The sequence below is a fragment of the Nocardioides sp. NPDC051685 genome, from assembly GCF_044453405.1.
Classification (GTDB): domain Bacteria; phylum Actinomycetota; class Actinomycetes; order Propionibacteriales; family Nocardioidaceae; genus Nocardioides.
This window is the reverse complement of the sequence record NZ_JBITCR010000020.1, coordinates 23,744-46,086: the sequence shown is the minus strand read 5'-3', so window position 1 is coordinate 46,086 and position 22,343 is coordinate 23,744. Positions and strand designations below refer to the sequence as shown.

23 protein-coding genes are annotated in these 22,343 nt (G+C 69.7%); 14 read left to right on the top strand and 9 right to left on the bottom strand.

The features are described 5' to 3' along the window. On the bottom strand, window positions 1-434 hold a 434-nt coding region (locus ACIA03_RS29550), incomplete at its 3' end, for a carboxyl transferase domain-containing protein (RefSeq protein ID WP_396989076.1). Between the two features lie 145 nt (window positions 435-579). Between ACIA03_RS29550 and ACIA03_RS29545 the strand changes: the two genes are divergently transcribed. From ACIA03_RS29545 to ACIA03_RS29530, 4 genes are all read left to right on the top strand, one after another. After that, window positions 580-1,368, top strand: a complete 789-nt coding sequence (locus tag ACIA03_RS29545) for a biotin--[acetyl-CoA-carboxylase] ligase (RefSeq protein ID WP_396989075.1) — start codon at window positions 580-582, stop codon at window positions 1,366-1,368. 50 nt (window positions 1,369-1,418) lie between these two features. Then, window positions 1,419-2,369, top strand: a complete 951-nt coding sequence (locus ACIA03_RS29540; RefSeq protein WP_396989074.1) for an adenylate/guanylate cyclase domain-containing protein — start codon at window positions 1,419-1,421, stop codon at window positions 2,367-2,369. A 249-nt stretch (window positions 2,370-2,618) separates the two neighbouring features. Then, on the top strand, window positions 2,619-2,918 hold the full coding sequence (locus ACIA03_RS29535; protein WP_229788189.1) for a winged helix-turn-helix domain-containing protein: 300 nt from the start codon (window positions 2,619-2,621) through the stop codon (window positions 2,916-2,918). A 94-nt stretch (window positions 2,919-3,012) separates the two neighbouring features. Next, window positions 3,013-4,170: a 5-(carboxyamino)imidazole ribonucleotide synthase gene (locus tag ACIA03_RS29530; RefSeq protein WP_396989073.1), complete on the top strand. Its 1,158-nt coding sequence runs from the start codon at window positions 3,013-3,015 to the stop codon at window positions 4,168-4,170. A 105-nt stretch (window positions 4,171-4,275) separates the two neighbouring features. Here the strand turns inward: ACIA03_RS29530 and ACIA03_RS29525 are convergent, their stop codons facing one another. From ACIA03_RS29525 to ACIA03_RS29510, 4 genes are read right to left on the bottom strand one after another with little or no spacing between them, the layout of a single operon-like run. Further along, complete coding sequence (locus tag ACIA03_RS29525) at window positions 4,276-6,996, bottom strand: DEAD/DEAH box helicase (protein WP_396989072.1); 2,721 nt, start codon at window positions 6,994-6,996, stop codon at window positions 4,276-4,278. Between the two features lie 59 nt (window positions 6,997-7,055). Then, the gene (locus ACIA03_RS29520) at window positions 7,056-7,718 is read right to left on the bottom strand and encodes an ATP-binding cassette domain-containing protein (protein ID WP_396989071.1); all 663 of its coding nucleotides are present in this window, start codon (window positions 7,716-7,718) and stop codon (window positions 7,056-7,058) included. Beyond that, complete coding sequence (locus tag ACIA03_RS29515; protein ID WP_396989070.1) at window positions 7,711-8,553, bottom strand: ABC transporter ATP-binding protein; 843 nt, start codon at window positions 8,551-8,553, stop codon at window positions 7,711-7,713. Before ACIA03_RS29515 ends, ACIA03_RS29520 begins: the two co-directional genes overlap by 8 nt. Beyond that, window positions 8,550-11,198, bottom strand: coding sequence for an FtsX-like permease family protein (locus tag ACIA03_RS29510; RefSeq protein WP_396989069.1), 2,649 nt, complete (start codon window positions 11,196-11,198; stop codon window positions 8,550-8,552). The genes ACIA03_RS29515 and ACIA03_RS29510 overlap by 4 nt, the downstream gene beginning before the upstream one ends. A gap of 88 nt (window positions 11,199-11,286) precedes the next feature. Here ACIA03_RS29510 and purE point away from each other — a divergent pair, with 88 nt between their 5' ends. Continuing rightward, on the top strand, window positions 11,287-11,781 hold the full coding sequence (gene purE, locus ACIA03_RS29505) for a 5-(carboxyamino)imidazole ribonucleotide mutase (protein WP_396989068.1): 495 nt from the start codon (window positions 11,287-11,289) through the stop codon (window positions 11,779-11,781). A gap of 3 nt (window positions 11,782-11,784) precedes the next feature. Here the strand turns inward: purE and ACIA03_RS29500 are convergent, their stop codons facing one another. Further along, the gene (locus tag ACIA03_RS29500) at window positions 11,785-11,994 is read right to left on the bottom strand and encodes a DUF2000 family protein (protein WP_396989079.1); all 210 of its coding nucleotides are present in this window, start codon (window positions 11,992-11,994) and stop codon (window positions 11,785-11,787) included. Between ACIA03_RS29500 and ACIA03_RS29495 the strand changes: the two genes are divergently transcribed. Next, entirely contained in the window at window positions 11,958-12,284 is a 327-nt protein-coding gene (locus ACIA03_RS29495; RefSeq protein ID WP_396989078.1) for an Lrp/AsnC ligand binding domain-containing protein, read from the top strand. The two genes, ACIA03_RS29500 and ACIA03_RS29495, sit on opposite strands and share 37 nt — an antisense overlap. 3 nt (window positions 12,285-12,287) lie before the next feature. Here the strand turns inward: ACIA03_RS29495 and ACIA03_RS29490 are convergent, their stop codons facing one another. Then, window positions 12,288-12,740, bottom strand: a complete 453-nt coding sequence (locus ACIA03_RS29490; RefSeq protein WP_396989067.1) for a CoA-binding protein — start codon at window positions 12,738-12,740, stop codon at window positions 12,288-12,290. Between the two features lie 85 nt (window positions 12,741-12,825). Between ACIA03_RS29490 and ACIA03_RS29485 the strand changes: the two genes are divergently transcribed. From ACIA03_RS29485 to ACIA03_RS29475, 3 genes are all read left to right on the top strand, one after another. Then, window positions 12,826-13,998 (top strand): acyl-CoA dehydrogenase family protein, encoded by a 1,173-nt coding sequence (locus ACIA03_RS29485; RefSeq protein WP_396989066.1) that lies wholly within the window; start codon window positions 12,826-12,828, stop codon window positions 13,996-13,998. Between the two features lie 129 nt (window positions 13,999-14,127). Continuing rightward, a complete protein-coding gene (locus ACIA03_RS29480; RefSeq protein ID WP_396989065.1) occupies window positions 14,128-15,066 on the top strand; it encodes a DUF559 domain-containing protein in 939 nt (312 codons plus the stop codon). Between the two features lie 131 nt (window positions 15,067-15,197). Next, window positions 15,198-15,713, top strand: a complete 516-nt coding sequence (locus tag ACIA03_RS29475; RefSeq protein WP_396989064.1) for a GNAT family N-acetyltransferase — start codon at window positions 15,198-15,200, stop codon at window positions 15,711-15,713. Between the two features lie 286 nt (window positions 15,714-15,999). Here ACIA03_RS29475 and arfB read toward each other — a convergent pair whose 3' ends face one another. Next, window positions 16,000-16,425, bottom strand: a complete 426-nt coding sequence (gene arfB, locus ACIA03_RS29470) for an alternative ribosome rescue aminoacyl-tRNA hydrolase ArfB (RefSeq protein WP_396989063.1) — start codon at window positions 16,423-16,425, stop codon at window positions 16,000-16,002. 10 nt (window positions 16,426-16,435) lie between these two features. Beyond that, entirely contained in the window at window positions 16,436-17,473 is a 1,038-nt protein-coding gene (locus ACIA03_RS29465; RefSeq protein ID WP_396989062.1) for a LacI family DNA-binding transcriptional regulator, read from the bottom strand. Window positions 17,474-17,577: 104 nt separating this feature from the next. On the opposite strand from ACIA03_RS29465, the gene ACIA03_RS29460 reads away from it, so the two are divergent. The 5 genes from ACIA03_RS29460 (at window position 17,578) to ACIA03_RS29440 (ending at window position 22,340) form a co-directional block, all read left to right on the top strand. After that, complete coding sequence (locus ACIA03_RS29460; RefSeq protein WP_396989061.1) at window positions 17,578-18,819, top strand: amino acid ABC transporter substrate-binding protein; 1,242 nt, start codon at window positions 17,578-17,580, stop codon at window positions 18,817-18,819. Window positions 18,820-18,898: 79 nt separating this feature from the next. After that, window positions 18,899-19,783, top strand: coding sequence for a branched-chain amino acid ABC transporter permease (locus ACIA03_RS29455; protein ID WP_396989060.1), 885 nt, complete (start codon window positions 18,899-18,901; stop codon window positions 19,781-19,783). Then, a complete protein-coding gene (locus ACIA03_RS29450; protein WP_396989059.1) occupies window positions 19,767-20,843 on the top strand; it encodes a branched-chain amino acid ABC transporter permease in 1,077 nt (358 codons plus the stop codon). The genes ACIA03_RS29455 and ACIA03_RS29450 overlap by 17 nt, the downstream gene beginning before the upstream one ends. Then, complete coding sequence (locus tag ACIA03_RS29445; RefSeq protein ID WP_396989058.1) at window positions 20,840-21,586, top strand: ABC transporter ATP-binding protein; 747 nt, start codon at window positions 20,840-20,842, stop codon at window positions 21,584-21,586. Before ACIA03_RS29450 ends, ACIA03_RS29445 begins: the two co-directional genes overlap by 4 nt. Beyond that, window positions 21,579-22,340: an ABC transporter ATP-binding protein gene (locus ACIA03_RS29440; RefSeq protein ID WP_396989057.1), complete on the top strand. Its 762-nt coding sequence runs from the start codon at window positions 21,579-21,581 to the stop codon at window positions 22,338-22,340. The genes ACIA03_RS29445 and ACIA03_RS29440 overlap by 8 nt, the downstream gene beginning before the upstream one ends. Window positions 22,341-22,343: the final 3 nt, after the last annotated feature.

Here is a 22,343-nt window from a genome sequence, read left to right as displayed (position 1 = left end):
CCGGCGCCCTCGTTGATCCCGATCAGCGGGGACCCGGTCTTGATCGCCAGGTCCATGATCTTGGTGATCTTCTCCCCATAGACCTCGCCCAGCGACCCACCGAAGACGGTGAAGTCCTGGGAGAAGACACAGACCTGACGCCCATCGATGGTGCCGTACCCGGTGACCACCCCGTCCCCGAAGGGACGGTTCTTCTCCAGCCCGAACGCGGTCGAACGGTGCCGGGCCAGCTCATCGACCTCCTGGAAGGAACCCTCATCGAGCAGCATCTCGATCCGCTCCCGCGCGGTCTGACGCCCCTTCGCATGCTGCTTCTCCACCGCCTTCGCGGAACCAGCATGGACAGCCTCGTCAAGACGACGCTCCAGCTCGGCCAGCTTCCCGGCAGTCGTGTGCAGATCGATCTCGGGCTGAGGGTTGGGCTCGGCGCTCACGCGGCCACCTCCGTAGCGCAAGCGCCATGATACGGACGCGGCCGCGTGTGGTTCTGACGGTTTGCTCGCTTGCGCTCGCTCACGGGTGCTCCTTTGGACTTCGTGCGGTGCGGGGGCCAATCTAATCCTCGTGGGACCTTCTTCGATGCGACGCCCGTCACTTGACTCTTCCCGGCTCGATGCGCTGTCGGGCGGTTGGCGCGTCGAGATCCTCGACTCGACACCGTCGACGAACGCTGCGCTGGCCGCGCGTGCGCGCTCGGGTGAGGCGGCGGGACTGGTGATCACGACCGAGCACCAGACCGCCGGCCGGGGACGCCTGGACCGCGGCTGGATCACCCCGGCTCGCTCCGCACTGACCGTCTCGGCACTCCTCCGCCCCGACCCGTCGATCCCGGTGGAGCGGTGGCCGTGGCTGCCGTTGATGACCGGCGTCGCGGTGGCGTCCGCGTTGCGGAAGAAGGGGTACGCGGCCGGGCTGAAGTGGCCCAACGACGTGCTCATCGAGGGTCGCAAGGTGTGCGGGATCCTGATCGAGCGAATCGAGGGGCCCGAGGGTGCGGCCGCGGTGATCGGGTTCGGGCTCAACACCTCGCTGACGCGCGAGGAGCTGCCGATCGAGACCGCCACCTCGTTGGAGCTGGAGAGCGGTGCACCCGTCGACCGCACCGAGATGCTGGTCGCGCTGCTGGAGGAGCTGGGGGCTGCGTACGAGATCTGGGGGGCGGATCCTGCCGAGCTCGCCCGTCGTTACCGGGAGCTGTCGGTGACGGTCGGGGAGCAGGTGCGTGCCGAGCTTCCGGGCGGGGAGGTCTGGGAGGGTGTCGCCACCGAGATCGACGACTTCGGCCGGCTGGTCATCGAGACCGGCGAGGGGCCGCGAGTGGTCGGAGCGGGTGACGTGATCCATGCTCGGCTCCGTCCGCGGTCTTGACCGGCCGTCGTGACGGAACGTCCTGACGAGCGGGATGGCATGATCTGTTCGTGGCGAAATCGAAGCAGCCCGTCAACCTGACCTCGGCGGAGGTCGCCGAGAAGGCAGGCGTGAGCCTGGACCAGGCGAAGCGTCTGTGGCGTGCTCTCGGGTTCCCGGAGATCGGGAACGACGAGGCGTTCTTCGACGAGGCCGACGTGAACGCCCTGGCCAAGGCCCACGAGATCTCGGGCAACGGTCTAGTCAGCTTCGACCTGGTCGTCAACCTGACGCGCGGCATCGGGCAGTCGATGGCGCGGCTCTCCGACTACGAGATCTCCGCGCTGCTGCACCACGTCGAGACCCAGAACGAGGGCGAGCGCTCGCCCGCCGAGCTGTTGAAGGCGACCGTCTCGGTCTCGGAGCAGTTCGAGAGCGCGTTCGAGGAACTGATGACCTTCACGTGGCGCCGGCACATGCGCGCCGCGATCGCGCGGGCCGAGGCGTCGATCGCTGGGCCCGAGGAGCAGCTGGGCACGGTCTGGCAGACGGTCGGGTTCGCCGACATCGTCTCGTTCACCGCGCTGTCGAACACGCTGACCGAGGAGAAGATCGGCGACCTGGTCGAGCTCTTCGAGTCCCGATGCGCCGACGTGGTGGCGACCTGGGGCGGTCGGATCATCAAGTCGCTGGGTGACTCGGTGCTCTTCGTCAACGACGACCCGCTCCAGGCCTACGGCACCGCCGAGGGGATCATCAACGTGATCGGCCGGGACCCGCGAATGCCGGACGTACGTGTCGGGCTCGCCTCCGGCAACGTCGTCTCGCGTCTCGGCGACGTCTTCGGACCCCCTGTGAACATGGCCGCGCGGCTGACCGCCGTCGCTCGCCGCAACCGGATCATCGTCGACGAGGCGACCGCCAAGACGATGCCCGAGGACGAGTTCGAGACCCGGCGACTGGCCGCTCGACCGGTGCGAGGCTTCGGAATCGTGGAGCCCGTCGCCGTCCGCCGTGTCTGAATCGTGACCTTCCAGGCTGTTGTTGACCTGGGGTTTCGCAGATTTGTTCACATTCCGTTGTAGTTAACAGTCGATCAACGCGAGGCATCGATTGCTTTACCTGATCGGGCCTTCATGGGCATGGTTGAGTGCGCCATTCGGGGGCGCACGTTTGTCATGCCCATTTCGTTGCAGCCTGGCATGAAAATGTCAGTGGCAAGATCGTGCAATCCTTTGCCAAGGCCTCTTTACCTCCCTAATGTCGGTCTCATGATCGAGGTACAGGAGATCAAGCTCGACCCGGAGACCCGGCGAGCATGGCGGAACGATGAGGAGCTGACGCTCTCTCGCAAGGAGTTCGACCTGGTCCACGCCCTGATCAAGAGGGCTGGCAACGTCGTCTCCCGCGACGAGTTGATGAGGGACGTGTGGAACGCGACCTTCTACACTTCGTCGAAGACCATCGACGTACACCTGGGATGGGTGCGTCGCAAGCTGGGCGACGACCCCCGGAAGCCCCATCTGATCACCACTCTGCGCGGCAAGGGGCTGCGCTTCGAGAAGGCCTGACCTTCGTTTCAACTGCCGGGGGTCGGGTTTCGCGGATTGCGTGAGGGGGATCCGCGAAATCGGCCCCGGCGGGCAGGCTCATTATTCTGTCGTCGTGACCCTCGCACCGACACTTGCGATCATCGGCGGCGGCCAGCTGGCCCGCATGATGGCTCAGCCCGCAATCGCGCTCGGACTCCCGCTCCGGCTTCTCGCCGAGGGTGAGGGTGTGTCGGCCGCTCAGGTCATCCCCGACCAGATGGTCGGCGACTACCGCGACCTGGACACGTTGAAGAAGGTCACCGAGGGCTGCGAGGTCGTCACCTTCGACCACGAGCACGTCCCGACCGAGCACTTGCACGCGCTCGAGGCCGCTGGAGTGGCGGTCCGCCCCGGCCCGGACGCGCTCGTGCACGCCCAGGACAAGGGCGTCATGCGCGCCCGGCTGACCGAGCTCGGCATCCCGTGCCCGCGCAACGCCATCGTGTCGTCGGTGGCCGACGTCGAGTCATTCGGCTTCCCGTGCGTCCTCAAGACCACCCGGGGTGGCTACGACGGCAAGGGCGTCTGGGTCGTACGCTGCGTCGCCGATGTCGCCGAGCCGCTTCGCGTCGCCGAGGAGGCGGGTGTCCAGGTCCTCGCCGAGGAGCTCGTCGACTTCCGCCGAGAGCTCTCCGCGATCGTCGCCCGTTCGCCGAGCGGCCAGGCCGCGGCGTACCCGGTCGTGCACACCTACCAGGAGAACGGCATCTGCAAGGAGGTCATCGCTCCCGCGCCCGACCTCTCGCCCGAGCTCGCCGTCGAGGGTGAGCAGATCGCGCTGCGCATCGCCGGCGAGCTCGGCGTCACCGGGGTGCTCGCGGTCGAGATGTTCGAGACCGTCGACGGCCGCCTGCTCGTCAACGAGCTGGCCATGCGCCCCCACAACACCGGCCACTGGACCCAGGACGGCGCCGTCACCTCGCAGTTCGAGAACCACCTGCGCGCGGTCATGGACCTGCCGCTCGGCTCTCCCGCGCCTCGCGCGAAGTGGTCGGTGATGGTCAACATCCTCGGCTCCTCCCAGCCGGATGTCGGCCGGCTCTACGACGGCTTCCCGCACGCGATGGCCCGCGACCCCCATCTCCGCGTCCACCTCTACGGCAAGGAGATGCGCCCCGGCCGCAAGGTCGGCCACGTCAACGTCTACGGCGACGACCTCGACGACTGCCTCGAGCGCGCCCGCCACGCCGCCGACTGGTTCCAGGGCGACCTCGGCAACGACTCCGACTGACAGCCGAGGCGTCGCCCGCGTCGGCCGAGGCGTCACTCGCGTCGACCGACGTGGCACGCGGCTGCCAACTCGGCCGACGTACCTGACGCCTCGGCGGGGGTTTGGTCAGACGCCGAGGCGCCGGCGTTCGGTGGCGACGACGTCGCGGGCGATCTCGGCATCGGAGGCTTCGGTCGCCAAGGTGGTGACGGCGTCTTCGGGGTGCGAGGTCTCGTACGCCTCGGGGCTGCTGGCCGCGGTGGCGCTGACCCGGGCGAAGTCGTCGAAGAGCTCGGCCTTGGCGGCGAGGATGTCGTGGACGCGCTGGTCGACGCCGACCTCGGAGAGCAGGCGGTGGACCTGGACCGACTGGAGCTGGCCCATCCGGCGGGCGCGGGCGATGGCCTGCCATTCGATGGTGGGCTTGAGCTGGGGTTCGCAGATGACCACGACCGACGCCGACTGGATGTTGAGGCCCACGCCGCCGGCGACGATCTGGGTGACCAGCACGGCACCGTGGCCGGCCGCGGAGAACTCGTCGACCATCTGCTGACGTTCCTCGGCAGGCACCGACCCGGTCAACGGGCCGAAGACTTCGCCCGGCAGCAACCCGACAAGGTCGTCCAACACGCGTCTGAAGTGGGAGAACACGATCACGCGGCGACCGTTCTCCTCGGCCTCGCCGACGATCTCGACCAGCCGCTCGACCTTCGCCGACGACGTTCCCTGGAGCATGGCGGCCTGCCGCATGGCCATGAAGTTGCCGTCACGGACGCACTCGGCGTACGCCCTCTCGTCGGCCACCGAGAGCGGCAGCCAGTCCTCGACCTCGACCAGGTCGGGCAGCTCGGTGAGCACGTCCTCCTGGTTGCGGCGCAGATAGACCGGCGCGACCTGCTTGCGGAAGCGGTGAGGGTTGAACTCGTCGGCGGAGAGCAGCAGGTCGGGACGGAGGTAGGAGACCAGGTTGCGGAACTCGTCGATGCGGTTCTCCATCGGGGTTCCGGTGAGCAGGATGGCGCGCTCGGAGGCGTCCAGCACCCGGCGTACGCGTTCGGTGCGCTGGGTGCGCGGCGACTTGATCATGTGCGCCTCGTCGACCACGACGCAGGCGATCCTGACCTGGTCGAGGAACGGCTGGATCGCGTTGAGCGTCTCGTAGGTGGTCACCGCGACGCCGCCCTGCTCGACCCAGATCTTGGCGGCCTTCTGGCGGCGGTTGCCGTGGAGCCGGTGGGGGATCAGGGTCGTCTTGGAGTCGGTCTCGCGCACCCAGTTGGTGACCACGGCGGCCGGGCAGACCACCAGCGTGTGGGACGCGCCCATCGCGTGCAGATGAGCGAGCACCGCCAGCGACTGGAGGGTCTTGCCGAGCCCCATCTCGTCGCCGATGATCACCTTCATCTGCACCAGCGCGAAGCGGACGCCGAAGTGCTGGTAGCCACGCAGCGAGGCGGTCAGGTTGTTGGTGCGCAGGTCCTGAGCACGCACCGCCTCGACGATCTCGGCCGACAGGTCGCCGTGGATCTTGTCCTCGTCCTCGGTGAGGAAGCCGAGCTCGGAGAGCATCGCGTAGTAGTCGGCGGGTCGCCTCTCGAAGTCGTCCCACGGATCGGCGGGCCGGTTGCCCGGACGGATCCGGCGCGCCATCTCGGCCCGGTGGGCGATCGCCCGTAGCGCGCCGTGGAAGTCGTCGAGGCTGGCCGCGTTGGCCAGGATCAGATGGAACCTCGAGCCGCTGTCGAGCGATCGGGTCAGCGGCCGCAGCGACTGCACCAGCGCGAGCTCCGCTCCCGCGTCCTTCGTACGCCGCCCGGCCTCCCACTCCGCCAGTCGGGCCAGCAGCCTGGTGGCTGCCGGGGAGCGGCGCTCGTGGTCGATGGCGAGGGGCATCTCGTCGTAGGTGCGCTGCCACAGCGCCTGTGCCGCCTCCTGCATCCGCATCGCCGTGGCCGGACCGACGCCGGGCAGTTCTCGCAGGTCAGAGCTCGGATGGATGACCTCGTGGACGGTGCGGATCCCGGCCTCGAGGAGGGGCTCGATGCGTACGAGATCGGCGAGCTCCTCGACCGGCAGCGACCTGACCGCGGTGTCGGTGTCGGCGCTCCTGACCGCGTTGGCGGCGTCGGTCGCGGCCCGACGGGCGGGCTCCTCGGAGCGCCTGGCCTCGTTGAGCGCCTCGCCCTCGTTGCGCAGCACCATGATGCCCTTGCGCGGGGACAGCACCGCCTCCGAACCCAGCTCCGAGAGGGCCTCGAGGAGGCCGATGCTCGGCAGCAGCGCCTCGCGGACCCGCACCCGGCGCCCCGCCGGCAGCTTGGACAGCTCGCCGAGTCGCGCCGCCGCCTGGAGCTCGCTCGCCCAGCGGTGCAGGTCGAGGATCCTCCTGCCCGCCAGCTCCGCGTCCTCGCGGCGGTGTCCCCGCACGAACAGACGGCGGGCGCCGGCTGCCCTCTTCGCCCGCGCCAGGTCCTCCGCACCGGCGGTCAACGTCGAGACGAGCTCCTGCGTGGTCGCCTCGACCGGCTCGAGCGCGTGACGCCGCGCGATCGCAGCCAGCCGAGGCCCGTCGCTCCGGTCGAGACCGATGCTGCGCCAGGCCACCTGGGCCGCGCGCTTCAGGTCGGCCGCGTTCGCCCGGTAGTGGTCGACCGCCTCGGCCGCTTCCCGCTCGATCTCGGCCCGCGCCCCGGTCGCGGACGCCGCCTGGCGGCACCAGGACGAGACCTGCCGCACCCGGGAGGGCAGCACCTTGCGCTCCGCCTTGGTCAGCCCGGTGAACCGCTCGACGGTGGTCGGGTTCGGTGGCGCGCTGAGGACGACGTCGCTGCTCGTAGCTGGATCCATCTGCCTTTGTCCGGGTCGCGGGGGAGAGTGGCCAGCACCCTAGCGGGCAGGACCGACACTCAGGTGACAGACAGAGGTCGGGGCCATGACGCGATGCCCTCGTCGAGCGCCAGCTCGGCGTCGGCCTCGGCGGCAGCCTCGGGGTCGTGGGTGGCGAGAACGACGATCGCGCCGCGCGCCGCCTCGGCACGGAGCGCGGCGATCATCCGCTCCCGGTTGCCGGCGTCCAGGTCGCTGGTGGACTCGTCGGCAAGCAGCACCTGTGGCCGGAGCGCGAATGCCCGAGCGAGTGCGACGCGCTGCTGCTGACCGCCGGAGAGCTCGTCGACGAGGTGGCGTCCGGACTCCGCGAGGCCGACCAGCTCGAGTGCCTCCTGGGTCCGGCTGCGCGCCTCGGCGGCCGCAGTCCCGACCGCGAGCAGCGGCACGAGGACGTTCTCGGTCGCGTTGAGCGATCCGGCCAGCCCGTTGCCCTGCGGGATCAGGGCGACGCCGAGCCGCGCGGCCGTGTCCCGCCCGTCGAGCCGTGCCCCGTCCAGGCTCACCGTGCCCGCGGCCGGCGCCAGAGCACCGCCGAGAGCCCACAGCAAGGACGACTTCCCGGCGCCCGAGGGACCGGTGACGGCGAGCACCGTGCCAGGCGCCAGCCGGAGGTCGAGCGGACGCAGCGCGACCAGGTCGTCGTACGCCACGCTCAACCGCTCCGCGACCAGTTCACTCATCCTCGACGCCTTCCCGTTCCGGCACCAGCTCGTAGTGCCCATCCACCGGATGGAACCGGACAAGCGTGCCCGGCGGCAGGTCGTCGCGTACGTGGCCAGGGAGCGGCAGGAACCCGTCGGCGGTCACCACCGCGTACTCCTCGCCGCTGCGGCCCTCGCCCCCGATCCGGCCGTCGCGGATGGTCACGGTCCGGGGGAGGAAGGCGGCGACGTGCGGATCGTGGGTGACCAGCACGACCGTGGTCCCGTGGGTGCGGTTGATCTCCTCCAGACGCTCGAGGACCAGGTCACGGGCACCGTGGTCGAGCTGGCTGGTCGGTTCGTCGGCGAGAACCAGCCCCGGCCGCGTGCCGAGCGCGACCGCCATCGCCACCAGCTGGAGCTCGCCCGGGGTGAGCCGGGAGAGCGGTCGATCAGCCACGGCGGGGATGCCGAGCTCCTCGAGCACGGCCTCCGGCGCAGGCAGGTCGATGCCGGTCCGGCGTGCGGCCTGCTGGGCGAAACGTACGTTGGCGGCCGGGGTGGCGTAGGGAAGCAGGTTGCGTGCGGCCCCCTGCAGGATCAGCGACACCCGGGTCGCCTGGAGTCGGTCGAGCTCCTTCGTCGAGGCAGCCGAGACCTCGTGCTCGCCCACGAAGATCTTGCCGGCGCTGGGGCGGAAGAGGCCGGCGAGCAGGCTCATCAGCGTCGACTTCCCTGAACCGGAGGGGCCGAGCAGCCCCATCAGCTCGCCCGCCCTCACGTCCAGATCGACGCCGGAGAGGGCCGCCACGTCGTGTCCCTCCGCGTGGTAGATGTGCACGAGCCCCTGCGTGCGGATCGCCATGCCAGTCATGCGGTCTCCCGAAGCCGGTCGAGTCGGGCTGTGGCGGCCACCGCACGGCCGAGGAGGACGGCGGTGACGCCGAGCACGATCAGGCACCCCAGACCAGCCATCGCGACCGCCGGCCAGGGGATGCTCAGGTCGGTCGCGTCCACCACGGGCGGCAGCGCGAACAGCGGGAGGTCCGGCAGGGTCAGGACCACGCCGAGCGCGCCACATCCTGCTCCCGCTACGACGCCGACGAGCACCGGAAGCAGCTGCGCGCCGGCGGGAAGCCGCTCGACCGTCCGGCGGCCGACGCCGGCCAGTCTCAGCGCGGCCAGGTCCCTGGCCCTGGCGCGCCAGCCGGTGACGGCGAGCACCGTCAGCGCGACGGCCGCGAGGAGTACGGCCGCGGCCCCGACCACGACCGCGAGCCAGAGGCTCCAGGCCGCGACGGAGGCGTCCAGGCCGCGGCGTACGTCGGAAATCGTGCGGGTGTCGGTGGCGTACACGCCCTCGCGGGCCAGCGCCCCGGTGACCTGCTTCTCGAAGACCGGGTCGTCGGAGCCGAACCAGAGCGAGACGCTGGAGTCGGAGTCGGGCTCGGCGAGCTTCCGGGCGGTGGCGATGTCGACGACGGTGAGGTTGGGCCCGTCGCCGGGGATCCGGCCGACCACGGCGACCCGCTTGGCCTTCTGCTCGATCCCGTCGAGCCCGAGGACCCTCAGCTCGCTCTTCTCCACCTCGGAAGGGCCACCCGAGGTGATGGCCGGGACCGGTTCCCGTGCAGGGCCGGCGGAGATGGCCGACCAGTTCTTCCGGCTGGGCCCGTCCTCGGCGAAGAACGCGATCCGCCGGAACGACTCGGGGTCGACCGCAAGCGTCGAGACGCCCCCGCTGGGGGCGGCGGTGCGTACGACGGGAGTGACCCGCCTTGCCTCGGGGTCCAAGTCGGCCAACACTTTCTCGACCGTTGTCAGCCGCTGGTCGGTGCCGGTGGCGCTCTGTAGCTCGACCACCACGGGCGCGCCGACGGCCTGCTCGGCCGCGAGAGCCCGGTTGCGGTCGCCCACCACCAGCCCGCAGACCGAGAAGACCGCCAAGGCGCTCGCGACGGTGACCAGCGCGACCACACGCCTCGTGACGACGCTCCGCGAGGCCTCCAGAAGCGAGACCCCGGCCCGCAGCCGGCCTCGGAGCAGAAGGGCCCCACCCAGCCAGGCCGCCGCCGGCGGGAGGACGTGGGCGAGGACGAGCCCGACGAACACCGAGAGCAGCGCCGGAGCGGCCAGAGCGACCGGCCCCGCCAGACTGCCGGTCACGAAAGCGACCACGCCGGCACCGGAGGCGGCGATCGCGATCGCGTCACCGGCCCCCAACCGCCATCCCGGACGTCGGCCGGTGACGCTGTGCAGGAGCGAGCCGAGCGGTTCGCGCGAGACGCGGACCACGGCGGCGTACGTCACCAGCACGAGCGCCGCCACGGCGATGACGATTGCGACCGCGAGTCCTCGGCGCACCTCGAAGGGAGCCTGGCCCGGCAACACGTGGATCCGGGTCAACGACGAGGCGGCGAGAGCGACCGCCACCCCCGGCAGGACACCGAGGAGCACCGCCGGGAGGAGCTCACGCATCAACAGTGTCCGCGCGCCGGCGGTGCCGCGTCCACGCAGGCGCGCGACCACCACCTCGGATCGGCGCTGGTCGGTGGCGGCCCGCAGCATCAGCCACAGCACGAGTACGCCGAGGAGCCCGAGCTGGCACAGCAGGAGCGGGACCGTCGTGCGGCTCTGCTCGATCTGGGCGTCCACCTGCTCGGTCAGCCCCGGGAGGGACGTGACGACCAGCGAGACCGTCTCCGTCGTCTCCAGGCTCTGCCTGGGCTCATCGTTGACCCGATCCTGGAGCCGTCGCAGATCCGCCTCGAGCGCCGCCATCTCGTCGACCCCCACCGCGCTCGTACGCAGCCGCGTCCCGAGCCAGGAACGTTCGCGGAGCAGGAACGGCGTGTCCCCTGAAAAGGTCGATTCGTCGGTCAGCCAGGCGTCGTGCTGAGCGTCCTCGGAGGAGGCGATCCCGGCTAGCCCGGAGAGCTGGGTTCCTTGCCACCAGTCCTCGTCGGTCGGCAAGTAGGTGCCGACGATCTCGTATCCGACCGTAGGCGTCTCCGGCGTTTCGAAGTTGGCGTCCATCGCTGGCTCGGCGGCCTTGGAGGTGACCGTCATCCCGACCTTCAGGTCGTAGACCTCCGCTTCCTTCTCGGTGACGATGATCTCGCGGCTCGCATCCGGACAGGAGCCGGCGCTGATCTCGATGTGCTCGCACTGGCCGGCGCGCCACCACAGCTCCCCTGCGACAGGCTTGTAGACCCCGACGAAGGCTGCGTTCGTGGTCGCGTTGTGCCCCAGCACAGGTGTCTGAAACAGGGGGCTGCTGTCGGGGACGTAGGGAACCATGTCTGCGGGGTCGCTGCGCGCTTGGAACCAATTGACGTCCGGTCCGAAGATCTGCAGGTCGCGCTGAACGCTCGGGGCGTTCTCGAGGGTGACATCGACTGCCGCCTGCTGCATCGCGCGGTCATAGAGAGGGGCGAACGCCGCGCACGCCGTGATCAGCGCGGACATGAGCGCGATGATCACGACCTGGCCGGCGCGGTATCTCAGGGCAGACAGCACCGGGTCACGATGTCGCAGGTCTTTACCGAGCGAAAGTGAAATACGGCCCGATCCGTCGTTCGCGGCCCGGCCCGCCTAGCCTGTCCCCATGAGCGCTCGTGTAGGCATCGTGATGGGATCCGACTCCGACTGGCCGACGATGAAGGCCGCGGCGGAGCTTCTCGACGAGTTCGGGATCGAGTGGGAGGCCGATGTGAAGTCGGCCCACCGGATGCCGCAGGAGATGCTCGACTACGGCCGAGAGGCCGCCGGCCGTGGTCTCTCGGTGATCATCGCCGGTGCCGGGGGCGCCGCGGCTCTTCCCGGCATGCTCGCGAGCGTCACCCCGCTGCCGGTGATCGGTGTCCCGGTGCCGCTGAAGTACCTCGACGGCATGGACTCGCTGATGTCGATCGTCCAGATGCCCGGCGGCATCCCGGTGGCCACGGTGGCCATCGGAAACGCCAAGAACGCCGGCATCCTCGCCGCCCGCATCCTCGGGGTCAGCGACCCCGAGCTGCAGCAGAAGCTGGTGGCGTACGAGAAGTCCCTCGCCGAGCTCGCCGCCGCCAAGGGCGAGGTCGTCCGCAACGCCACCTCGTGACCCTCAGGGCAGGAGCGAGAGTCCCTTGACCAGTTTGTCGATGATCCGGCGTGGGCCGAAGAGGCTGACCGCGCAGTAGGAGAGGTCGGCGCCACGGCTGGTCCCGACGGCGAAGAGATAGTCGTCGTACACCCTGGTGTGCTGCGCCTGGGTCGGCATGTCGATGACCGCCACCCCTGGCTGTACTACCGCCTGACGCCGCAGGTCGGTCAGCCGCTGCGCGGGCGCGCCCAGCGCCGTACAGCCGATCCAGGGCAGGCCCGGATGCGTCGCCCTCGCGTGCCAACATCGAGGCCTTCCGGGACTGGGTCGGCGCGCTCCCGGAGGCGGTCGGCGTCTTCGTCACCTCGGGCCGGATGGACTTCATCGTCCACGTCGCGGTTGCCGACAACGACGCGCTCTACGCGTTCGTGATCGACCGGCTCACCTCGCGGGCCGAGATCGCCGACGTCGAGACATCGGTGATCTACGAGCACCTGCGGACGATGACGGTCGAGCCGTAGGGCCTACCGCCGTGCGCCGGCCCTGGCGCGATCGAACCAGACCTTGCTGGGGCAGGTGTCCATCACCATCGGTACGCCGGCCGCGGCGGTGCGCTCGAAGGCGGCCTTGTCGATCACGCCCATCTGGAACCAGACGCCACCGGCGCCGATCGCGACGGCCTCGTCGGCGAACTGGCCGGCGGCCTCGGAGCGGCGGAAGACGTCGACGACGTCGATCTTCCCAACGGCCGCGGCGGCGTCGGCCAGGGTCGCGTAGACCTTCTCGCCGAGCACCTCCTTGCCCTCGGCGGCGGCACCCGGGTGGATCGGGATGATCCGCTTGCCGTGCTCCTGGAGGTCCTGGGCGATCGAGTAGGCCGTACGCCACGGATCGCCCGAGAGGCCGACGATCGCCCACGTCTCGGAGTCGTCGAGGAGCTTGTCGATGGTGTCCTGGTCGAGCCATGCCGAGGTCATGTAGAGCGCAACAACAAGGGTGGTCTGGGGATTCCGTGACCCGCCGACGTACTGGCGAGTAGCAAACAGGCATAGACTCCGGGACATGAGTGCCGAGTACCCGTTGTTCGCCCTCTCCGAGGAGCACCAGGAGATCCGCAAGGCCATCCGCGAGATCTGCGACGCGAAGATCGCACCGGCCGCGGCTGTGGTCGATGAGGAGGCTCGTTATCCGCAGGAGGCGCATGATGCGTTGGTCGAGACGGAGTTCTTCGCGCCGCATGTGCCCGAGGCGTACGGGGGTGTGGGTGCCGACGCCCTGGCGACGGTGTTGGTGATCGAGGAGATCGCGCGTGCGGATGTGTCGGCCTCGTTGATCCCGGCGGTGAACAAGCTGGGGTCGTTGCCGGTGCAGATCGGTGGCTCGGAGGAGCTGAAGAAGAAGTATCTGGGGGCGCTGGCCGCCGGTCAGGGTGGCTTCTCCTACTGTCTCTCCGAGCCCGATGCGGGTTCGGATGCGGCCAACCAGAAGACCCGGGCGGTGCGCGATGGTGATTTCTGGGTGCTCAACGGGGTCAAGCGGTGGATCACCAACGCGGGTGTCTCGGAGTACTACACCGTGCTGGCGGTGACTGACCCTTCGATGCGGTCGAAGGGGATCTCGGCGTTCGTGGTGGAGAAGTCGGATGAGGGGGTTTCCTTCGGTGCCCCGGAGAAGAAGCTCGGGATCAAGGGCTCGCCGACGCGTGAGGTGTACTTCGACAACGTCCGCATCCCGGCTGACCGGATCATCGGGGAGGAGGGCAAGGGCTTCACCTACGCCATGCAGACCCTCGACCACACCCGGATCACCATCGCGGCCCAGGCGGTCGGTGTGGCTCAGGGTGCGCTGGACTACGCGCTGGGCTACATCAAGGAGCGCAAGCAGTTCGGCAAGGCGATCGCGGAGTTCCAGGGTGTGGAGTTCATGGTCGCGGACATGGGCATGAAGATCGAGGCTGCCCGCCAGCTCACCTACGCGGCCGCGGGGCGTTCCGAGCGCGGCGACAAGGACCTGACCTTCTTCGGTGCCGCGGCGAAGGCGTTCGCCTCGGATGTGGCGATGCAGGTGACCACGGATGCGGTGCAGCTGTTGGGTGGGTATGGGTTCACGCGTGACTATCCGGTGGAGCGGATGATGCGTGATGCCAAGATCACCCAGATCTATGAGGGCACCAACCAGGTCCAGCGGATCGTGATGGCCCGCCAGCTCCTCGCCGGCATCCAGTCGACCCTGTGACGACCCGGTGACCGATCGGTGCACTCAGCCCTCGCTGGCGAGTGCACCGATCATTCATGTGCGCGATCCATGCACCGGTGATCTCCGCAAAGGTGCACGGATCGCGCAGGGACGGCGGATGATGCCTTCATGGGGGACACATCCGGCGAGGACTTCGTCCTGGACACGTCACGACCGTTCTCGCGGGCGGATGCCGCCAAGGCGAAGATCAAGCCGAGCACGTTGCGCGGTCCGCGTTTCGTACGCCTCTTCAGCGGCGTGTACGTCTCAGTCGAGGCACCGCCGACGCCGCTGCAGCGGGTCCAGGCTGCCCTCGTGCCGTTTCGTGGCAACGGTTTCGCAAGTCACGCGTCCGCGGCCCGGGTCTATGGCGTGTCGGTCCCGACGCTCCCCGACGAGCATGTGACGGTGACGGCTGCGGCCCACCGGCGTACGCATCCTGGGATCGTCTGTCATGTGCTGCGGAAGCCGCGAGCAGTGGTCCTCGACGGCATCGGGGTCTCCTCGCCCGATCAGCTCTTCGCCGAGCTCGGGAGCCAGTTGAGCCTGGTCGACCTCGTCGTCGCGGGCGACCATCTGGTACGTCATCACCTGGGCGTGACTCCGGCGACCTTGGCCGACTTCTCGGCCTCCAGCACGCTGCCGGGCTCGCGCCTCGGCGCTACGGCGGCGGGCTACATACGCGAGAAGGTGCGCTCTCCGATGGAGACCCGTCTCCGCATGCTGATCGTGCTCGCCGGGCTCCCCGAGCCGCGTATCAACGCCCTCGTCGGCACCGGCGACGGCATGCTCAAGCGGGAGCATGATCTGGTGTACGCGGCGTCGAAGACCGCGATCGAGTACGACGGACAACAGCACCCGGCTGAGCAGTGGGATCGTGACCTCGAGCGGCGTGAGGAAGCCGACGACGACGGCTGGCGCATCCTGACCGTCGTCGCGAAGGGTCTCTTTCGTCGTCCGGACCTGACGTTGGAGAAGATCCACCGGGTGCTGCAGGAACGGGGCGAGCCAGGAGTGCCCGCGCGGCTCTCGGACGCCTGGCGCCCCCACTTCCCGGTGATCCGCTGACGACCGTGAACGATCTGTGCACCTGTGCATCGCTCTCGGGTGCATGAATCGTGCCTGTGCGCGATTGGTGCACTTCTGGAGGCGGTGGAGGTGCACGGATCGTGCACGGTGTCCGCGCTATCGTCTGCTGCATGGGGAACGACGGCTTTCGGCTCCGCGAGTGGGAGGAGTCGGACGCGGCGGTCCTGCTCGCGGCGTACGACGGGGTCGGCATGGCGACCGAGCGGCCGGCGGATGTCGCCACCGTCGAGGACGCCGAGCGGTTGATCGCCGGGTGGGCCGAGGACGCGGCGGCGGACCTGGCCTACACCTTCGCGGTCGTCGACGGCGCCGACATCCTCGGGCAGATGCGGGTCACGACCCAGCTGCGCGTCCACAGCATCGGCTGGATCTCCTACTGGACCCTCGAGAAGCACCGCGGGCGAGGCGTCGGCAGCACCGGCCTGAAGCTTCTGGCGAGGTACTGCTTCGACGAGCTCGACCTCTTCCGCCTCGAGACCGGCCACCGCATCGACAACCCCGGATCGTGCCGCGTCGCCACCGCAGCGGGGTTCATCGTCGAGGGCCGCGAACGCCAGAAGCTGCTCTACGACGGCGTCCGCTACGACACCGAGACCCACGCCCGGCTCGCCACCGACCCCGCCTGACGCCGAGAAGGCACGTACGTCGGCCGAGACGTCGCCCCGGTCGGGCGACGCGTCACTCCGGTCGGGCGAGACGTCGTTGCGGTCGGGCGAGGCGTCGTTGCGGTCGGGCGAGGCGTCACTCCGGTCGGGCGAGACGTCACTCCGGCGAATCGAGATGTCTCTTGGTGACATCTCGGCCGACGTACGCGACGTTTCGGCCGACGCGGGTGACGTTTCGGCCGACGTACGCGACGTTTCGGCCGACGCGGGTGACCTTTCGGCCGACGTATGTGACGTCTCGGCGGGGTCAGTCCTGGATGCGGCCGCGGAGCTGCTTGGTCTGGCTGCGCTGGCGCTTCGCGTCGAGGCGGCGCTCCTTGGAGCCTCGAGTGGGCTTGGTGGGGCGGCGGGTCGGGGGTGGTGGGGCGAGGAGCTCGCGGATGCGGAGGGCGAGGCGCTCGCGGGCGGCGATGCGGTTGCGGTGCTGGGAGCGTTGCTCGTGGGAGACGACCTGGATGGCGCCGGTCGAGCGGCTCTGGATGCGGGCGAGCTGGGACTCGCTGAGGACGTCGGACACGGCCGGGTCCCAGGAGAGCTCGACGCGGGAGTCGGTGGTGTTGACCGACTGCCCGCCGGGGCCGGGGGAGCGGGAGAAACGTTCGACCAGCTCGGTGTCGGGGATGACGAGGCCGTCGGGCAGCCCAGGGCCCGGGGGTACTCGAAGATCCTTCACCCGACGAACCCTAGACCGACCCGGCGGCGGGCCCGGTCGAGTCGCGCACCACGAGCTCGGCGGGGACCCGCTGCCGCCGGGGGCGTGCGCCGGGCTCCTTCAGCGCAAGCGTCAGCGCCCGGGCACCCATCTCGGCCATCGGCAGGCGGACGGTGGTCAGTCCGGGGGAGAGGTCCTGGGCGACGGCGACGTCGTCGAACCCGCTCACCGAGACCTGGCCGGGAACCGAGACGCCGGAGCTGCGCAGCTGGGAGAGGCACCCGATGGCCATGTCGTCGTTGAGGGCGATGACGGCCGTCGTACGCGGGTGGTCGGCGAGCATCCGGCGGATGCACTCGCGCCCGCCCTCGCGGGTGAACGGTCCCTCGAGCACCGGTACGTCGCCAGGATCGAGCCCCGCCGCGGCGAGCGCGTCGCGCACCCCCTCGAGACGGTCGGCGACCGTGGTCAGCTCCAGCGTTCCGGAGACGACCACGATGCGCCGGTGGCCGAGGCCGAGGATGTGCTCGGCGACGGCACGGCCGCCGGGGCGGTTGTCGGGGAGCACGCTGTCGACGCCGAGGTGGTGGCGGCCGACGACGGCGACGCGGCCGCCCGCCTCCGCGTAGCGCTGCACCTCGAGCCGCATCGGTGCCTCCACCGAGGCGTCCACGAAGCCCGACCCCGCGATCAGGATCGCGCCGACGCGGTTGGCCACCAGGCTGCGTACCTGCTCCACCTCGGCCTCGGGGTCGCGGCCGGTGTGGCAGATCTGGACGGTGCGGCCGTGCTCGGCGGCGAGGCTGAGCACGCCGCTGGCGATCTCGGAGAAGTAGGGGTCGCCGATCTCGTGCACGACGAGCCCGATGGTCGCCGTGGATCCGCTGGCCAGGGAGCGGGCGTGGAGATTGGCGACGTAGCCGAGCTCGCGTGCCGCCTGGCGGACCTTCTCGGCCACGGAGTCGCTGACACCGGGGGTTCCGGAGAGCGCGCGGGAGGCGGTCGCGATCGAGACGCCGGACGCATGCGCGACGTCGATCAGGCGGGGGGAGCGGTTGGTTCGGACCATCGATGCCCCTTGTCGTCAGGATTGTGACCCTTGCCACACTAAGCGAGAGTCGGTAACGTCATCGTAAACGCTTACGTAAGCGCTTTCGTAGAGGAGAACCGCAGATGCCCTTCACGAAGACCCCCACCGCGAGCAAGCGGTCCCGAGCAGCCCTGGCCGCCTCAGCGGCACTGGCACTCGCCTCCACCCTCGCCGCCTGTGGCGCCGCCGAGAAAGGGGGTGGCGACGACGAGATCGTGATCGGCATCTCGCTGCCCCTCACCGGCGACTTCAGTGAGCCCGGCAAGGGAATCCAGCGCGGTTACGAGGCCTGGGCCGAGTACGTCAACGCCAACGGCGGCCTGCTCGGCCGTGACGTACGCCTGGAGATGCTGGACGACCAGTCCAGCGCCGAACGCGTCGCCGCCGACTACGAGAAGCTGATCAACCAGGAGCAGGTCGACCTGGTCGTCGGCCCCTTCTCCACCCGTCTGGTGATCCCGGCGGCCCAGGTCGCCCAGGACTACGGCTACCTCTTCGTCGAGCCCGCCGGCGCGGCGCCCGAGGTCTTCGAGGAAGGCTTCGAGAACCTCTTCTACGCCGCCCCCGCCGTGGCGAACGACCACTACAAGCTCCTCGCCGAGCACATCCTGGCGATGCCCGAGGGCGAGCGGCCGAAGACCGCGGCGTACGCCTCGATGGACGACCCGTTCGCCCAGGGCACCGCCTACGGGCTCAAGGACGCGCTCGAGGAGGGCGGCGTGAAGACCGTCGTGGACGAGGTCTACCCGCCCAACACCACCGACTTCAGCAGCATCGCGGCCAAGATCGCCGACAGCAAGGCCGACATCGTGGTGGGCGGCAGCCAGTACCAGGACGGCGTCAACCTCATCGTCGCGCTGCAGCAGCTCGACTACCAGCCCAAGCTGGCCGCGTTCTCGACCGCGCCGACCGAGACCGAGTTCGCCGAGGCGATCGGCGACAAGACGCAGGGCATCATCGCGCCGACCGGCTACACGACGAAGGCGGACTACCCCGACAACCAGGAGTTCGTGAAGTTCTACGAGGAGAAGCACGGCGAGGCGCCCGGTGAGGACGAGGCCAACGCCTGGACCACCGGTCAGGTCGTCGCCGCCGCGGTCGAGGCCGTCGAGTGCGCCGAGCCCGACCCCGACTGCCAGGCCAAGCTGATCGACTGGCTGCGCGAGAACGAGGTCGAGACCGTCGTCGGTCCGCTGAGCTGGGACGCGCAGGGCCGCCCGCAGAGCGCCCACATGATCCAGCAGTGGGTCGACGGCGAGATCAAGATCGTCCTGCCCGAGGACCAGGCCGAAGCCGCGTTCATCTACCCGAAGCCGGCTTGGTGAAGGAGCGTCAGCGAGTGAGCCATCGGATCATCATGCGCCCGCGTCCGTACCCTCGCGCTTGCGCTACGGAGGTGGGCGCATGAGCGGGTCCCTCCTCCTGCAGAGCCTGATCCTCGGGCTGCTGCTCGGAGGTCTCTACGCCCTGCTCGCCGCCGGCCTGACGCTCTACTTCGGCGTCATGCGGGTCGTGATGATCGCCCACTCCGCGTTCCTGATCCTGGCTGCGTACCTGGCCTGGTTCTTCACCACGCAGACCGGGCTCGACCCGCTGCTCTCGCTGATCATCACCGTGCCGCTCTTCTTCGCTGCCGGCTACGGGATGCAGCGGGCGCTGCTCTCGCGGCTGCGGCCGGCGACGTTGACGATGATGTCGGTGCTGCTGACCTTCGCGATCGCGCTGGTCATCGAGGGTGGGCTCGGGTACCTCTTCTCCGGCACCCAGCGCCGCATCCAGCTCGGCTACTCCGGCGCAAGCCTGGAGCTGTGGGGCGCTCGGATCGCCGTGGTCAAGCTGATCGCCTTCGGGCTGGCCGCGGTCTCGCTCCTGGCCCTCTACCTCCTGCTCAAGAAGACCCGTTTCGGGCAGGCGCTGAGGGCGACGATCCAGCACCGCGAGGCCGCCCAGCTGCTCGGCATCGACACCGACCGGATCGCCGGCTTCGGCTTCGGGCTCGGCCTGGCGACCGCGGCGGTCGGCGGCACCGCGCTCGCGCTCGACGCCACCATCTATCCCTCGCTGCACTGGCACTGGATCGGGCCGCTGATGGCCATCATCGTGATCGGCGGTCTCGGCAGCATCCCCGGCGCCGCGATCGCGGCGATGCTGCTCGGGGTCACCCAGGCCCTGCTGCAGATCCCGATGGGCACCACCTGGGCGCAGACGGTCTTCTACCTCGCCCTCTTCGCCACCCTCATGTTCCGTCCCCAGGGTTTCTTCGGAGGTCGCCTTGCTCAGCGCTTCTAGACACCGCGAAGGACGTACGCCTCCGGGCCGCTCCGTCCTCCTCACCAAGCTCGTCGCAGCCGCCGTCGGGCTGGGCCTCGTGCTCGCGTTCCCGGCGCTCGCCCCGGACCCGTTCGTCCTCTCGGTGGGCGTGGTGATCGCCAGCTATGCCGCACTCGCGGTGGCGTGGAACTTCGTCGGCGGCCTGACCGGCTACATCTCGCTGGGACACGCCGCCTACTCGGGGCTGGGCGGGTACGGCACCGCGCTGCTCGTCACCGAGGCCGGGGTGAACCCGTGGGTCTCGATGGTCGTCGCGGCCGTGCTCGTCGGCGTGGCGGCGGTGCCGATCGGGATCGCGTCGCTGCGGGTCCGTGGCGCCTCGTTCGTGATCGTCTCGATCGCGCTCGTGCTGATCCTGCTGCTGGTCGCGCAGAGCTGGGCCGGTGTCACCGGCGGGTCCAACGGGCTGCGGGTGCCGCGGCCGTTCGGCACCGACGTACTCCGGCCCGAGCAGCACGAGCGGTTCTTCTACCTGTTCGTGGCGCTCACCCTGGTTGCGCTCGCCCTGTGGTGGGTGATCGACCGGTCCCGGCTCGGCACCGGGCTCAAGGCGATCCGCGAGGACGAGGACAAGGCGCAGGCGTTGGGCGTGCCGACGTTCGCCTACAAGCTGGTCGTCTTCGTCGTCTCGGCGTTCCTGACCGCGATGGCGGGCGGGATGTACGCGCTCTGGTTCGGGTCGCTCGACCCGATCTTCCAGTTCTCCATCCTGACCGGTTCCTATCTGGTGCTGATGTCGCTGCTCGGCGGCGTACGCAGCCTGCTCGGCCCGGTCGTCGGCGCGGTGATCGTGGGCTATGCGGTCGAGTTCTTCAAGAACCAGTACGGCGACACCCAGCTGCACCTGGTCGCGCTCGGGCTGCTGCTCGCCCTCGTCGTGCTCTTCATGCCCGACGGGGTCATCCCATGGCTGACCTCGCAGCTCGACCGGTTCCGTCCCGGCAGCACCTCGATCCGCGAGGTCGACGCCGCCCAGCTGGCCGAGGAGCGCAAGGCGCTCGAGGAGGCGAAGTCATGACCGATCCGATCGAGCTCAGCCTGACGACCGACGGACTGACGAAGTCCTTCGGCGGCGTACGCGCCGTGGACGAGGCGACGGTCAGCTTCCAGGAGGGCAGGATCAACGCCCTGATCGGCCCGAACGGGTCGGGCAAGACCACGTTCTTCAACTGCGTGACCGGGATGATCCGGCCCGACTCGGGGACGGTGACCTTCCGCGGCCGCGACGTGACCGGCCATGCACCCCATCGGATCGCCCGGGCCGGGCTCGGGCGCAGCTTCCAGCTGTGCCGGATCTTCCCGCGGATGACCGTGCTCGACAACGTGCTCGCCGGGGTCCGGTCGGCGGGCGTCATCCACCGGCTGCGCGGGGCGCACAACCCCGACGACGTCGCCCGGGCCCGCGAGCTGCTGGCCCGGGTCGGCATCGAGCACCTCGAGCGCAGCGAGGCCCGCGACATCTCCTACGGGCAGCAGAAGCTGCTCGAGCTGGCCGGGGTGCTGATGGCCGAGCCCGACACGATCATGCTCGACGAGCCCGCCGGCGGCGTGAACCCGGCGCTGATCGGCCGGATCGCCACGCTCGTGCGCGAGCTCAACGCCGAGGGCCGCACCTTCATCATCGTCGAGCACAACATGGAGCTGGTGATGAGCCTCTCCCACCACGTCGTGGTCTTCGACCGCGGCCGCCCGATCGCCTCCGGTGCGCCGGCGGACGTGCAGAACGACCCCCGAGTCCTGGAGGCCTACCTTGGTGTCTGAACCTCTTCTCGAGCTGCGCGACATCGAGGCCGGCTACGGCCGTGCGGCGCTCGTGCTGCGTGGCCTCACCGTCACCGTTCCCGCAGGTCAGATCGTCTGTCTGGTCGGTCCCAACGGGGCCGGCAAGTCCACCGTGCTCAAGGTGGCCAGCGGCATGCTGACCCCGCGCTCGGGGACCATCACCGTCGACGGCGTCGACGTCACCCGCAACGGTCCGCAGCAGATGCTCCGGGCGGGCATGGCCCACGTGCTCCAGGGCCACTCGGTCTTCAAGGAGATGACCGTGGCCGAGAACGTCGGGCTGGGCGCCTACACCGTCCGCGACCAGGCGGCGGTGGCCGAGCGGACCGACTTCGTCAAGACGCTCTTCCCGGTCGTCGCCGAGCGGTGGAACACCCTCGCCGGCGCGCTCTCGGGCGGCCAGCAGAAGCAGGTCGAGTTCGCCCGCTCGCTGATGGTGAGCCCGAAGGTGGTGCTCCTCGACGAGCCGAGCATGGGCCTGGACCCGAAGACCACCGCGACCGTGTTCGAGCAGGTCGTACGCATGCGGGACGCCGGGCTGGCGGTCCTGCTCGTCGAGCAGAACGCCCGGCGGGCCCTGGAGTCGGCGGACCTGGGCTGCGTACTGGATCTGGGGAAGGTGCACATCGCCGGGGCAGCCGCCGACCTGCTCGCCGATCCGCGGATGGCGGAGCTCTATCTCGGGGGAGCCGCAACGACCTCAGCAGGGGCCACCGCCGGTCCCGATGAGTAGGGA